Raw genomic sequence first — 14,639 nt, forward strand, 5'->3', positions numbered from 1 at the left:
TGGCTTATCGCGCGATTTGCGCGACTTTTGTATGAGTTTATCGACGCCAAGACCTTCCCGTTGCGAGCCGGGAAGGTTTTGGGCGCCCCCGTCAGTTCGGGCAGGTCGAGGCGGCACCGCCATCAAGATCGAGACAGCGTCCGTCCGGAAGTGGCGCGGTCACCGGCAGGTGGATCGCGGCGGCGAGCGTCGGCATGATGTCCACCGTCTCCACCGACAGCGGCTGTTCGAAGCCGACCATGCCCTTGCGCCAGAACAGGATCGGCACGCGGCGATCATAATCCCAGAAGCTGCCATGCGTGGCGACGTAGCCCTTGGTGGGATCGGGAATCGGCATCACGCGTGGCTTCAGCGCCACGACGATATCGCCCGACACCGCAGGATTGTACGACGCCTTGGCGCGCATGATGAGCGGCCATGTCTCGGGCGGCCCGTTCGGCTCGGGAGAGGCGGCGATCTCGGCACCCGAGAAGGCGGCGGCGACGAACGGGCTGGCGCGATAGACCTTGAGCGCTTCGGCAAGGACGGCGGCGTGCTGCTTCGCGGTCAGCTTCGGGTCGATCCAGATATCGCCCGAACCGGAGTCGCCGAACAGGACCTGGCCCGGCAGGTTGAGGCGCCCGGTGACGGTCGCGTTGATCGCCTTGGTCGAGAAGGTGGCATCGGTGCGCACCGCGCCCGGCATGGCATGTTCGCGGTTGCGCTCGGGAATGTCGTGGCCGCCGTGATCCGCGGTGAGGACGACGAGATAATCGACCCCGGTCGCATCGAGCTGGTCGAACAGTTCGCCCAGCGAATGATCGAGATTGGCGAGGTTGATGCACATTTCGGCACCCTCGGTGCCATAGGTGTGGCCGACGTAATCGGTCGCCGAGGCGCCGATGTCGATGATGTCGGTGGCGGGTCCGGTGCCGAGCTTCATGTCGCGCACCATGCCGGCGGCGAGCGCGAGGATGGCGTTGTCGAACTCGGGCGAGGCGCGGAACTTGGTGCGGTTGCCGGCGTCACGCTCGAAATGGCCGGCGCCGACGGTCTTGCCGCCGCCGAGCGGGATGGCGCGATCACGGCTGCGGCAGAAGTCCGGCACCTCGAAGCCCGGCTGCGCTTCGGCGATGCGCGCGGACACGGCGGCGTTGGTGCGGGTGACGATATCGGGCGTCTTGCGGCCGGCGTAGCTGACGAACGCCTTGCCGTCCCACCACCAGATCTCGTCGAGCGTCGCCTTGTGGCCGCCCATCATCACCGCCGAGCGATCCTTGCCCGACACCGAAACGGTGCGCACCGCCGGATTGGCGGTCTTCATGCGTTCGCCGAGCGTCGGGACGAGCAGATGCGTGTCGGTGACGGTGTATTTCTCGTGCGTGCTGCCGGGGATGCTCTCGTCCTCGGCGCAATAGATCTGCTTGTCGGCCAGCGGCGATTTGAGGTTGTACCAGGTGTTGGCGACGATGCCGGTCTTCGCCGGGCGGAAGCCGGTGAGGATGGTGGAGTGGCCGGGGCACGTCTCGGTCGCGGCGTGGCTCTGATAGCCCGAGGGGAACACGTCACCGGTGAGCAGCCGGGCAAAGCCGCCGGTGAAGTGGTTGCGGTACTCCGCGAACAGATCGGCCGAAAATTGGTCGACCGAGATCGCCACGATCAGATTCGGCGGCGTCTCCGGCGAGACGGCTACGGGTGCGGGCGGTGCCGACTGCGCGGCCAACGGGGTGGCTGCGAGGGCGAACGAAAGGGCCAATGCAAGGGCGGGGAGGGCGGTAAAACGATTCATGACTTTCCTTTCGCGGCGATCCGAAGCACTCCCGCCGGCGGCTATGGCCGAGACGCGGTTTGCCGACAAGGATTGCCCGATGCGTGCGCTTCATTACCTGTTCGTGACTTTCCTGGCGCTGTTTGCCGCAAATGCCGCCTGGGCCGACGCTCCCGGCGCGCTTGGCGATGGGCCGCACCTCGCGATTCGGCTGGTGGCGGAGAGCGCGACGCCGGCGGCGGGGCGCGACGTGACGCTTGCGCTCGACACGCGCCCGGAGCCGGGCTGGCACGGCTATTGGCAGAACCCGGGCGATGCAGGCTTTCCGGCCAAGCTTAGCTGGACGCTGCCGAAGGGCGTGACCTCCGCGGCGCCGGTCTATCCGGTACCGCAGCGGCTGCTCGTCGCCGGGCTGATGAACTATGTGTTCGAGAAGCCGTATGCGCCGCTGGTGACGCTGCATGTTCCGGCGGGGCTGGCGGCGGGCACGAAGCTGCCGGTCAAGCTGCACGCGGATTACCTCGTGTGCACGTCGAGCGTGTGCGTTCCCGAATCGGCCGATCTCGCGGTCGACCTGACCGTCGGCGACGGGGCGGTGACGCCGGAGAACCGCGCGCGTTTCGATGCGTGGCGGCAGGCGATTCCCAAGCCGATCGGTAGCGCCGCGACGTTCCAGGTGGCGGATGGCGCGTTGCGGATCAGCGTGCCTTACCCGGCGAACGCGCCGCTCACCGAAGCCTATTTCTATCCGGTTTCGACCGGTATCGTCGATTATGCGGCCAAGCAGACCATCGCGCGGGATGGCGATCGCGTCGTCATCGCAACCAAGCCGGGTTCCGGTGGAACCGGCGCGTTGACCGGCGTGCTGGCGATCGGCGCCGGCAAGGGACTGGTCGTGGACGCCACGCCCGGCACGGTCGCGCCCGCGGGTAACGTGCCGGCCGAGGCACCGCCGAGCGGCGCGCTGACTGCGACGCTGATCGCGCTGGCGGGGGCGGTACTGGGCGGGTTGATCCTCAACATCATGCCGTGCGTGTTCCCGATCCTCAGCCTCAAGGCGCTGAGCCTGGCGCGCGGGCATCTCGACGAACGGTCGGCGCGGGCCGAGGCGCTCGCCTATACGGCGGGCGTGGTGGCGGTTTGCGTGGGGCTGGGGGCGGTCATCCTCGGTTTGCGGGCGGGCGGCAGCGCGGTCGGCTGGGCGTTCCAGTTGCAGGATCCGCGCGCGATCGTCGTGCTGTTGCTGTTGAGCGTGGCGCTGTCGCTCAACCTCGGCGGGTTGTTCGAGATCCCGACGCCGCAGTTCGTCAACCGCGCGGGCGGGGCAGGCGGTGCGTTCGCGACCGGGGCGCTGGCCGCGTTCATCGCGACGCCGTGTACGGGCCCGTTCATGGGCGCGGCGCTTGGCGCGGCGTTGGTGCTGCCGTGGTATGCCGCGCTGGCGGTGTTCGCCGGGCTGGGCATCGGCCTAGCGCTGCCGTTCCTCGCGCTCGGTTTTGTGCCGAGCTTGCGCAAGCTGCTGCCCAAGCCCGGCATGTGGATGGAGACGTTCCGCCGCATCCTGTCGATCCCGATGTGGCTGACCGCGATCGCGCTGGCGTGGGTGCTGGGGCGGCAGGTCGGCACCGATGGTCTGACGGTTGGCCTGCTGGCGGCCTTGATCCTGTCGCAAGTATTGTATTCTGGCGGTCATCGGCAGCGGAAGGGCCTTCCATTCGGCGCGTTCCGGGTTGGGTTGATTGCCTTGATCTTTGTATGGGGCGCCCTCACGATTTTTCCACTCGGCGGCAAAGCAAGGGTAGCATCTGTAGTTGCGGGGAACGATGAGCCGTTCAGCGAGGCCAAGCTCGCCAGTCTCCGCGCCGCCAACCGCCCGGTGTTCGCATACTTCACCGCCGACTGGTGCCTGACCTGCAAGATCAATGAAAAGGCCGCGATCGAGACCGACGCGACCCGCGCCGCCTTCGCGAAGAAGAACGTCGCGGTGCTGGTAGGGGACTGGACCAACGGCGACGCCACGCTCGGCCGCTTTATCGAGGCGCATAATCGCGCCGGCGTGCCGCTGTATCTGTATTACGCGCCGGGCGCGGCCGAACCGCAGGTCTTGCCACAGGTGCTGACTCCGGGGATGCTGGCGGCGCTATGATGAAACGCCTGCTCCTCACCGCCGCCGCACTGACCGCCACGCCCGCGCTTGCCGAAAGCCCGGCGAGCTGGTCGAAGCCGATCAAGCCGTTCCATATCGCCGGGCCGATCTGGTACGTAGGAACCGAGGGGCTGGCGGTCTATGCGATCAAGACCGACGCCGGCGCGATCCTCGTCAGCAGCGGCCTCGCGCAGAGCGCCGGATTGATCGAACGCAACCTGCGCGCGATCGGCGTCGGGCCGGGGCAGTTGAAGCTGATGCTCAATTCGCACGCGCATTTCGACCATGCCGCCGCCTTTGCGCAACTGCGCCGCGATACTGGCGCGAAGCTGGTGTCCTCCGCCGCCGACGCGGGCGCGTTGCGCGCCGGCCGACACGAGGCGGATAACGAGAACGGCCACACCCGCTTTCCCGCGGTGCCGGTCGATCGGATCGTGCGTGATGGCGAGACGGTGCGGCTGGGCAACGTCGGCATCACTGCTACGCTTACGCCGGGACATACGCCGGGCTGCACCACCTGGTCGATGCCGGTGGGCAAGCTGCACGTGGTATTCCCGTGCAGCCTGACGGTTGCGGGCAACGTGCTGAAGGGCAATCGCGCCTACCCCAATATCGTCGCGGATTACCGCAAGAGCTTCGCGCGAATGGGGGCGATGCCCGCCGACATCGTGCTGCCGATGCACCCGGAGTTTGCCGATGTGCTGGAGCATGAGGCGCGCGGCGGCGGCGCGGCCTTCATCGACCGCAAGGCGCTCCCGAAAATCGTCGCCGAGGCGCGCAGCGACTTCCACCCTTAAACCGACCGCCCGTTTTCCCGTCAAGAAAGCGCCTTGTGCGGCGCAACAATCCGTCGCAGCATGGGCTGGCGACATAGAAGGGCGTTTTCGGGTCGATGGGAATACAAGCGTTCGACGAGATTATGGGGCAATCGGGATCGACGGTGTGCCGGTCGGAACTCGCCGCGCTCGGCACCTGGATCGAGGGGACGCCCGCCGCCGAACTGCGCCGCCGCCAGCAGTCGGCCGAGGCGACGTTCCGCCAGCTCGGCATCACCTTCGCGGTGTACGGCGACAGCGACGCGAGCGAGCGGATCATCCCGTTCGACATCGTGCCGCGCATCTTCCTCGCCAGTGAATGGGCGCGGCTGTCCGAGGGTCTGGTACAGCGTGTCGAGGCGATCAACGCGTTCCTCGATGACATCTACGGCGCGCAGAAGATCCTGAAAGACGGCGTGTTGCCGGCGGACCTCGTGCTCGGCAACCCGCAGTTCCGCTCCGAGATTGCCGGTATGCGGCCGCCGCACGGCATCTGGGCGCATATCTGCGGGATCGATCTGGTCCGCACCGGTCCCGACGAGTTCTTCGTGCTGGAGGATAACGCCCGTACGCCGTCCGGGGTCAGCTATATGCTGGAAAACCGCGAGGCGATGCTGCGGCTCTGCCCCGAACTGTTCGGCCATTTCCGCGTGGCGGCAGTGGATTCGTATCCCGATCGGCTGCTGGAGACGATGCGGTCGGTCGCGCCGGGCGCGGTGGCCGCGCCGGTGTGTGTGGTGCTGACGCCGGGCCACTATAATTCGGCCTATTACGAACACAGCTTCCTTGCCGATTCGATGGGGATCGAACTGGTCGAGGCGGCGGATCTCGTCGTCGAGGATGATTTCGTCTGGATGAGGACGATCGCCGGTCTGGTGAAGATCGACGTGATCTATCGCCGCATCGATGACGATTTTCTCGATCCCGAGGTGTTCCGCGCCGATTCGATGCTGGGGGTGCCAGGGCTGATCCGCGCCTATGCGGCCGGGAACGTCGCGCTCATCAACGCGCCGGGCAACGGCATCGCCGACGACAAGGCGATCTACAGCTATATGCCGGAGATTGTGAAATATTACTCGGGCGGCGAGGCGAAGCTGCCTAATGTCGAGACGTGGCGTTGCCGCGAGGCGGGTGCATTGCAGTACACGCTCGACAATCTCGACAAGGTGGTGGTCAAGCTGGTCGACGGTTCCGGTGGCTATGGCATGCTGGTCGGGCCGACCGCCTCGCGTGACGAAATCGAGACGTTCCGCGCCGCGCTGATCGCGGAACCGCACCGCTATATCGCGCAGCCCACGCTGGCGTTGTCGACCGTGCCGACGCTGGCGGACGCGGGGCTGGCGCCGCGCCATGTCGATTTCCGCCCGTTCGTGCTGACCGGATCGCGCGGCGTGCAGGTGGTACCGGGCGGGCTGACGCGGGTCGCGCTGAAGGAAGGCTCGCTGGTGGTCAACTCGTCGCAAGGCGGCGGCACCAAGGACAGTTTCGTGCTGATGGATGACGGGACGATGCGGCAGTCGCAGGGGCCTGGCGGCATGGCGCAGTCGATGGGCGGCATGAGCCAGCGCACGGGCGGCAACTGATGCTCTCGCGCACCGCATCGTCGCTCTATTGGCTGGGCCGCTATGTCGAGCGGGCCGATTTCATCGCGCGTCTGGTCGAGGCGACGATCCGGCTCGATGCGCTGTCGCCGCGCCCGGCCGGGCAGATCGCGTGGGAAAGCGCGCTTGCCGTCACCGATACCACCGCCGCCTTCGCACGGACCGGTGCCGAGGCCGGTCAGGATGCGGTCGCGCGGTTCCTGACGCTGGACACCACGCATCCGGGGTCGCTGGTCCACTCGCTCGATCGTGCGCGCAACAACGCGCGCGCGGTGCGCACGTCGCTGACGCGGGAGGCGTGGACCGGCATCAACCAGGCGTGGCTGCTGTTCCAGAACCGCGCGATGCCCGGCGGCGCGGCGGCGACGCTGGCGCTGGCCGAATCGGTCAAGGCGGCGACACGCGGGTTCGAGGGCGCGATCCACCGGATGCTGCGCAACCAGACGACGTGGTTCATCCGGCTCGGCCAGGCGATCGAGCGGGCAGACAACACCGCGCGGTTGCTCGACGTGAAATACCACATCCTCTTGCCGGCGGGCGAGCCGGTCGGCGGGGTGGTCGATCGCGACCAGTGGACGACAATCCTGCAGACCGTCTCCGCCGTGACGGCTTATCGCTGGCTCTATTCGGACGGATTGCTGCCGTCCAACGTCATCGACCTGCTCATCTCGCGCGCGGAACTGCCGCGCAGCCTTGCGGCCTCGGCGGAGGAAACGGTCGAGTTCCTCACCTTGCTCGCCAAGCGCACCGGCATGCACGGCGAGGCGGATCAGATGGCGCGCGATCGGCAGGCGCATATGCTCAAGACGCGGTCCAAGGACGTGATCGCGGCCGGGTTGCACCAGTATCTCGAGCAGTTCCTCGCCGACAACGACGCCCTGCACCATGCCATCGCGGGGCAGTTCAAGTTCGGGTAAAAGCGAGGCGGGCTGTTTGCGGGATCTGCTTCCACGTTGTTCAGTCCGAACCTTCAGCAGTGTCGGTTTTCGCCCGCTACACTATCGAGGACGAGCTAGCGCCGCCGCTCGGTTTTTCACCGGTGACATCGCGTGAGATGCGCCACTGTGCGGTGCATGATCGAGCAAGCACCGAACTGAGCTGCGTAACCTCACCAAAAGCGGTAAGAACCCACCCACATCAGTCGGATCGCTGCGACAGAACCTGCAACCAACAGAGCGAAGACGACATAGGCGATCATGTTAGGCGCCTCGACTTCGCTGTCATCGAAATGTGTCTTGCGGTCCATAGCGATGCTATAGCATCTGGCGGAGACCTTCGAAACGCGCGACGATTGTTCGTGACACCGAGGTCATGTCGAACATAGCGAAGCCGATTCGCTAAGCATCAACCGCCGACATGCACATGCAAGCGGCACAACCCTCCGCTCGCTCCATGCGCCGTTATTTCAAGCGATCTCGTCCGCCAGCACCGCATAATGCTGCGCGGGCGGCTGGTAGGTCGCGTCCTCGTCGGTGAGCGGCGTCCACCCCTTGGGGCCAAGCACCTCGATCGGGCGGTAACGCGTCTTGTACGCCATCCGCGCCGAACCCTTCACCCAATAGCCGAGATAGACGTAGGGCAGCCCCATCGCCCGGGCGCGGGTGATGTGGTCCATGATGATCATGTTGCCGAAACCCGGCCGTGCGTCGGCGTCGGCGTCGAAGAAGCTGTAGATCATCGACAGGCCGTCCGCCTGCTGGTCGGTCAGGCACGCACCGATCAGCTTGCCGCGCGCGCCGTCCGCCGCTGGCTCGCGATATTCGATGACGAAGGAATTGACCGGCGAATGCTCGACCATGTCGGCATAATCCTGCTCGTCCATCTCCGCCATGCCGCCACCGGGATGCCGCTCGCCAAGGTAGCGGCGGAGCAACTGGAACTGCTCATCGGTCGCCCATGGCCGGCAGGCGGACACGTCGAGATCGGCGTTGCGGCGCATCTGCTTGCGCTGGGTCGCATTGGCGGCGAAGTCCGATGCCACGACGCGCACCGACACGCAGGCCGAGCAACCCGCGCAGCTTGGCCGATAGGCGACCGACTGGCTGCGGCGGAAGCCGATCCGGCCGAGCGCATCGTTGAGATCGCCGGCATGTGGCCCGCGCAACTCCGTGAAAACCTTACGTTCCTGGCGGCCGGGCAGGTAGGGGCACGGCGAGGGGCTGGTGACGAAGAAGCGGGGAAAACGGAAGGGCGCACTCACCGCCGGTTGGTCCTTTCATGGCCGCTGCCGATGCAGGGCCTGATCGTCTTATGAATCGCTCCGGTCGTTCTGAAAAGCCGCTTTACCATCAATGAAGGTTAACGCGTGTTAGCTTTTCTGTCGCGGCGGAATTGCAGCACATTGCACCCAAATGGGTAGCAAACCGGCTGTCTGGGCAGACGCTACGCACCATAAAGATCGCCGCGCGTACGGCAAAGCCGCGCGATGCGCAGCCTGCCGCACGCGCGAGTCGTTTCGTCAGCCGAGCTCGACCGGGCTGACCTCATATCCTTCGGCATGCAGCGCCGCCTTCAGCCGTTCGAGATGCGCGAGATCACGCGTTTCGCACTCGACGTCTAGGCTCAGGCCCTTTGCCGGCAGGTTGGTGAAGATGCGCTGATGCGCCAGTTCGAGAATGTTGACGCGTTCCTGCTCGAAGATGCGCGCCACGCCGTACAGCGCGCCGGGCTGATCGCGCAGCACGATGCGCAGCCGGGCGAGCCGGCCCGACCGGGCGAGATCGCGGAGCAGCACGTTGGCGAGCAGCCGCGTGTCGATATTGCCGCCGCACAGGATGATGCCGACCGTCTTGCCCCGGAACCGCTCGGGGTGCTGGAGGAGCGCGGCGAGACCGGCGGCGCCGGCGCCCTCGACCACGGTCTTCTCGATCTGGAGGAGCAGGCTGACCGCCTCCTCCAGACTGCGTTCGCTGACCAGCACGATGTCGTCGACCAGCGCGCGTACGATGCCGGAGGTGATCGCGCCCGGCTCCTTGACCGCGATGCCTTCCGCCAGCGTGTCGCCCGCGCAGGCCATGTCGGTGCCGTTGATGCGGTTGTACATCGAGGGGAACAGTTCCGCCTGCACGCCGATCACCTCGATCGGGGCACCGCCGCGCTCCGCGCTGATCGCACGCGCGGTGGTGGACATGCCCGAGATCAGCCCGCCGCCGCCGATCGGCACGATCAGCGTATCGATCGATGGCGCATCCGCCAGCATCTCGATCGCGACGGTGCCTTGCCCGGCGATTACGCGCGCATCGTCGAACGGGTGGACGAAGGTATAGCCGCGCTCCGCCTCCAGTTCGCGCGCGTGGGCGTAGGCGGCGTCGAAAGTCTGGCCGAACAGCACGACCTGCGCGCCGTGGCTTTCGGTCTGCATCACCTTCACGGTCGGCGTGGTGGTGGGCATGACGATGGTGGCGGGGATGCCGAGCCGGTTGGCGTGATAGGCGAGGCCCTGCGCATGATTGCCCGCCGAGGCGGCGATCACGCCCATCTCGTTATGGTCGAGCTGCAACAAGGTATTGAGCGCGCCGCGTTCCTTGTAGGCGGCGGTGAACTGGAGATTCTCGAACTTCAGGTACACGGTCGCGCCAGTCATCTTCGACAGCGTGCGGCTGATGAAGGTCGGCGTGCGGACGATGGCCTCGGCGATGCGCGCATGCGCCATGCGAACGTCGTCGATCGTCACGGGCAGGGTGTCGGGGGCCGATTTCATCTGCGTTGCCATCGTTGCGCTTCCGTTTCGCCGCTTCGGGCCAAGCGCGCGCCCTAGACCATCTGGCGCAGCGAGGGAACACACCGTATCGCGTGCGCCATGGCCATGTTCCTCCGCTCCGTCGCGCTCGTCGCGCTCCTTGCAAGCTCTCCTGCGTTCGCCGATGCGCTGGTCGACAACGTCAACGGCATGACGCTCGACAAGGATGGGCGGGTGGTGCGTTTCAATGCGCTGCTGATCAGCCCGGACGGCAAGGTCGTGAAGCTGCTCCAGGCCAAGGACAAACGACCCGAGCGGCTCGACTGGCGCGCGGATGAAAAGGGCAAGGTGCTGCTGCCGGGCTTCGTCGATGCGCACGGGCATGTGATGGAACTCGGCTTCCGCTCGATGGAACTGGACCTGTCGCAGGCGCATTCGCTGGACGAGGCCAAGGCGCGGATCGCCGCCTATGCCGCCGCCAATCCGGAGCGCAAGTGGATCGTCGGCGGTGGCTGGAATCAGGAGGCGTGGGGGCTGGGCCGGTTCCCGACCGCCGCCGATCTCGACAGCGTGGTGTCGGACCGTCCGGTGTGGCTGTCGCGGATCGACGGACACGCCAGTTGGGGCAACACCGCCGCGCTGAAGGCGGCGGGGATCACCAACAAGAGCGTGTCGCCGCCGGGCGGCCGGATCGAGAAGACCGGCGCCGCCCCGAGCGGCGTGTTCGTCGATGCCGCGCAGGAACTCGTCAACAAGGTCGTGCCGCAGCCGCTGCCGAAGGAGCGGGATCTCGCGTTCCTGCGCGCGCAGGAGACGTTGCTGAGCTACGGCGTCACCGCCACGTCGGACATGGGTACGACTCTTGACGACTGGCTGTCGTACCGGCGGATCGGCGATGTAGGATCGCTCCGCGTCCGCATCATGAGCTATGCGATGGGTGTCGATACGGCGGTGCGGATCGGCGGCGGCGGACCGACGCCGTGGCTGTACGCCGACAAGCTGCACATGGGCGGGGTGAAGCTGTATGCCGACGGCGCGCTCGGCTCGCGCGGGGCGTGGCTGAAGGCGCCGTACAGCGACGCGGCCGGCCAGTCGGGTGCCGGCTTCATGAGCGACGATGTCATCCAGAACCTGATGAGCCGCGCGGCGATGGACAATTATCAGGTTGCCGTCCACGCGATCGGCGACAAGGCCAATGCGCAGGTGCTCGACGCGATCGATCAGATGGCGCAGACCTACAAGGGTGATCGGCGCTGGCGGATCGAACATGCCCAAATTGTCGATCCGGCCGACCTGCCGCGCTTCGGCAAATACGGCACGATCGCGTCGATGCAGCCGGTCCACGAGACCAGCGACTACAAGATGGCAGAGGCACGATTGGGGCCGCAGCGGCTGGCGGGCGCGTATGCGTGGAAGTCGATGCTGGCGAATGGCGCGGGGCTGGCGTTCGGCACCGATTACCCGGTCGAAAGCCCTAATCCGTTTGCCGGCTGGGCGGCGGCGTTCACCCGGCAGGGCGCGGATGGCCAGCCATATGGCGGCTGGCAACCGCAGGAGGCGATCACCCGCGAACAGGCGTGGAAAGCCTATACGATGGATGCGGCCTATGCCGGCTTCGCCGAAACGAAGTTCGGGCGGCTCGCACCCGGGCAGCGTGCGGATTTCATCATCGTCGACCACGACCCGCTGCTCGCCTCGCCCACGGAGTTGCGGGATACGGTGGTGTTGCAGACCTGGATCGGCGGCGAGAAGGTTTGGGTGCGCAAATGATCGGGCGGCGCGGTGGCTCCCACCGCCGCGCCTGCGGGTACATCAGTCCGCTTCGATGTCGTGATCGGCGTTGTCGTGGACATAGCCCTGATCGTCCACCACGAACACCGATGCCGCGATCGGCTTGCGATCCATCGACACGACCCGCCACACCAGATGGCCGCCCGACACGATCAGTTCCGGAACCTTCGCTGTCGCATCCCAGCAGATCTGCGTGACACGGCCGGCCTGCGCGAGATCGTACCACGCGCACGGCGCCGGCACGCGCGGCATCGCCGCCGGGGCGGTACCGGTGGTCAGCCTATAGGCGGTCTTGGGATGGCGCAGGCCGTGCGTCAGATCGTACCAGTCGGTGAACGACCCGATGCGGTACAGGCTCTCCCGGCTGATCTTCGTGCTGATCCGGCGGTGCCGGTCGAGCGCGACCATCTGGTAGGCCGGGTCGCCCGGCGTGTGCACGGCGAAGGTGGTGATCGCCCCGTCGGTATCGCGTTTCAGCAGGCGATCATGGTCGCGCCAGACGCCCATGCGGTGCACCGCGCCGTGGGAGACGAACATCACGCCGTACTGCAGGAAGGGCGGCTCACCCTTCGCGCTGAACACCGTGTCGAAATCGAGCGAGCCGGGCGCACGCGCCGCCGCGCCCGAAGATGCGGCGGCGAGCAGCGCGAGCGCTGCCGATAATCCAAACCGTGCGAGCATTACTGGCGCACCGCCTTGGCATAATCGCAGTACCGGTAGGTCTTGCCGTCGACGGTGAGATCCTTGACCTGCAATTGGATCGTGTAACTGCCCTTGGACAGCGACGTGTCCTTAGTGTTGCCGGTGGGATCGGTCGGCGTTTCGAACATCAGCCCGGTCGCAGCGCCCGCGTCGGGCGAGATACTCGACGGGGTGATCGACGGTGCCGTGCTGCTTGCCGGGGCGGCGAGCGCCTCGTTCATGATGCGGCCGTCGGCGGCTGGCATCGATAGCTTGAGCAGATACGCGACGGTAGGCGCGACATCGACGTTGCCGGTCGGGAAGGTCACCCTGGCGTTCTTGAGGAACGACGGGCCGCTCGCGATCAGCGTGTTGTGCACGTCGGTGCTGCCGAAGCTGCCGTGCATGCCGCGCTGGCCGCCGACGCTCTCGAACTCGATGCCGGTCTTGCCCTGTACGGTGACGGTATCGTCCGAGGTGAACGACACCACCACGTCGGGCTGGCCGTTGTCGCGGCGGTTGGTGTTCTCAAGATTGACCTGGCTCATCTTCAGCGTGCCGGCGATGCTGCCGTAGCGGCTGTCTACGAAGATCGCGCCATATTCCTCGCGCGCCTGCAGGAAACGGACGAGGTTGCGCACCGTGGTCGCGTCATGGCCGGGCACGTAGAAGTAGTCCGAGCCGCCGTTCGCCGCGACGACGATGCCGTTGGCGGGGAGGCTGCCCGGCGCGGGCACCTTGAAGCTGGCTACGGGCGCGGCAAGGCCGGCGCTGATCGCCTGATATTTGGTGTTGGCGGCGCCGCACAGCGCGCCGGTAGCGTCGTTCTTGAGCGGAATGGTGGGCGTGCCATTGGCGGCGAGGCCGTACATCGCGCTGGTCGAGCAACCCGCGCCATCATACGCCTTGAAGCCGCGATAGGTGAGCAGATCGGCCGAGCGCACGTCCCCTGAGAAGGAGAAGCCGTTCGGGTTCGCGCCGCCGAGCGAGGCGTTGCTGGTGCCGTTGGTCGCGCCGTTGACGGTGCCGCCGTTCGGTGTGCCGCTTGCCGCGTTGATGCCGCGCAAGGGGTACAGCGCGAGCGGGCCCGACACGGTGGAGTGCGCGTGATCCGACACGACGACGATGTTGGTGGTGGTGTCCAACCCTTGCGCCTTCAGCGCCGCCATCAGTTCGCCGAGCCGGGCGTCCTGCGACTTGAGGCCCGCCTTCACGTTAGCGGTGCCGGGGCCGTAGCCATGTTCGACGTTATCCGGCGTGCGGAACCAGATGAGCGAGAGCATCGGGTTCTTCTTGGGCAGGATGTACGAGGTGAACACGTTCATCATGTATTTGTTGGCGGCGTCTTCCGGCGCGCCCTGCGTGGTGTCGGCGCTGTCGCGCGCGGCGACGGTGAGCGTGCCGTTCGGATCATAAGCGGTGGTGTTGAAGGTGACATAGCCCGCGCGCGCGGTGGGGTTGCCGTTGCCGGATGTGAGCGTGACGGCGTCGCCGCCCGAGTAGTTGTTCACCACGTTGGCGGGCAGCGGGATGTTCGCGCCTTGCAGTTCGGTGACGAGGCTGCGTGGCTGTACGGTGTTCTCGTCGAGGAACATGCCGCCCTTGCCGAGATCCTGGATGTACGCGGCACCCGACTTGCCGATCGCGGCGGTGGTGATGCCGGCGGCCTGCGCGGTCGCGAACAGGCTCTTCACCAGCAGCAACTGGCCGCCGTAATAGTCGTTGAGCGTGCTGAGCACAGCATAATCTTCGGTGAAGACCGGATCGACGTAATCCTGCGCCGCGCCGCTAGCACCCTTGCCGACGGGGATGGTATTCGACGCGCCCTGCGGCGGCGTCCAGAACGTGTTGCCGTAGAAGCCCGAGGTCTTCGGGAACGACCCGGTCGCGAAGGACGAGGCGTTCATCATCGTGAACGTCGGATAGGTCGAATGGTTGTCGGCGAACTGCACGCCCGCCTGCTGGAGCGCGAAAAGGTTGGGCGTATCGGTGGCGTTGACGTCGTCCGGCCGCAGGCCGTCCCACACCATCACGATGGTGCGCGTCGCGGCTTGCGCGGCGGGCGTCGGCGTCGCGGATGGGGTCGGCGTGGGGGAGGCGTTGTCGCTGCCGCACCCGGCGAGCATCAGGCTAGTCGAGCTAAGTGCGATCAGTGCCGCGCGCATGGTCATGGATTGTG

10 protein-coding genes are annotated in these 14,639 nt (G+C 66.5%); 5 read left to right on the top strand and 5 right to left on the bottom strand.

Annotated features, from left to right (window positions below; genetic code table 11):
• Nucleotides 1-91: 91 nt before the first annotated feature.
• A complete protein-coding gene (locus L8F97_RS12995) occupies nt 92-1,768 on the bottom strand; it encodes an alkaline phosphatase family protein (RefSeq protein WP_242150649.1) in 1,677 nt (558 codons plus the stop codon).
• Nucleotides 1,769-1,847: 79 nt separating this feature from the next.
• Here L8F97_RS12995 and L8F97_RS13000 point away from each other — a divergent pair, with 79 nt between their 5' ends.
• From L8F97_RS13000 to L8F97_RS13015, 4 genes are all read left to right on the top strand, one after another.
• Nucleotides 1,848-3,893: a protein-disulfide reductase DsbD family protein gene (locus L8F97_RS13000; protein WP_242150652.1), complete on the top strand. Its 2,046-nt coding sequence runs from the start codon at nt 1,848-1,850 to the stop codon at nt 3,891-3,893.
• Nucleotides 3,893-4,690 (top strand): subclass B3 metallo-beta-lactamase, encoded by a 798-nt coding sequence (bla, locus tag L8F97_RS13005; protein ID WP_242150654.1) that lies wholly within the window; start codon nt 3,893-3,895, stop codon nt 4,688-4,690. The genes L8F97_RS13000 and bla overlap by 1 nt, the downstream gene beginning before the upstream one ends.
• Nucleotides 4,691-4,785: 95 nt before the next feature.
• Nucleotides 4,786-6,291 carry a circularly permuted type 2 ATP-grasp protein gene (locus tag L8F97_RS13010; protein WP_242150657.1) on the top strand — a complete coding sequence of 502 codons (1,506 nt, stop codon included), beginning with the start codon at nt 4,786-4,788 and terminating at the stop codon, nt 6,289-6,291.
• Nucleotides 6,291-7,226: an alpha-E domain-containing protein gene (locus L8F97_RS13015; RefSeq protein ID WP_242150660.1), complete on the top strand. Its 936-nt coding sequence runs from the start codon at nt 6,291-6,293 to the stop codon at nt 7,224-7,226. Before L8F97_RS13010 ends, L8F97_RS13015 begins: the two co-directional genes overlap by 1 nt.
• A gap of 488 nt (nt 7,227-7,714) precedes the next feature.
• Here the strand turns inward: L8F97_RS13015 and L8F97_RS13020 are convergent, their stop codons facing one another.
• Nucleotides 7,715-8,509, bottom strand: a complete 795-nt coding sequence (locus L8F97_RS13020) for an arginyltransferase (RefSeq protein ID WP_242150667.1) — start codon at nt 8,507-8,509, stop codon at nt 7,715-7,717.
• 258 nt (nt 8,510-8,767) lie between these two features.
• Complete coding sequence (locus L8F97_RS13025; protein ID WP_242150670.1) at nt 8,768-10,021, bottom strand: threonine ammonia-lyase; 1,254 nt, start codon at nt 10,019-10,021, stop codon at nt 8,768-8,770.
• Between the two features lie 87 nt (nt 10,022-10,108).
• Between L8F97_RS13025 and L8F97_RS13030 the strand changes: the two genes are divergently transcribed.
• Nucleotides 10,109-11,758: an amidohydrolase gene (locus L8F97_RS13030; RefSeq protein ID WP_242150673.1), complete on the top strand. Its 1,650-nt coding sequence runs from the start codon at nt 10,109-10,111 to the stop codon at nt 11,756-11,758.
• 42 nt (nt 11,759-11,800) lie between these two features.
• Here the strand turns inward: L8F97_RS13030 and L8F97_RS13035 are convergent, their stop codons facing one another.
• Together L8F97_RS13035 and L8F97_RS13040 are read right to left on the bottom strand one after the other, a co-directional pair.
• Entirely contained in the window at nt 11,801-12,460 is a 660-nt protein-coding gene (locus L8F97_RS13035) for a hypothetical protein (RefSeq protein ID WP_242150676.1), read from the bottom strand.
• Nucleotides 12,460-14,631: an alkaline phosphatase family protein gene (locus L8F97_RS13040; RefSeq protein WP_242150678.1), complete on the bottom strand. Its 2,172-nt coding sequence runs from the start codon at nt 14,629-14,631 to the stop codon at nt 12,460-12,462. Before L8F97_RS13040 ends, L8F97_RS13035 begins: the two co-directional genes overlap by 1 nt.
• Between the last annotated feature and the right edge of the window lie 8 nt (nt 14,632-14,639).

The sequence above is a fragment of the Sphingomonas sp. BAUL-RG-20F-R05-02 genome, assembly GCF_022662305.1.
Lineage (GTDB): Bacteria > Pseudomonadota > Alphaproteobacteria > Sphingomonadales > Sphingomonadaceae > Sphingomonas.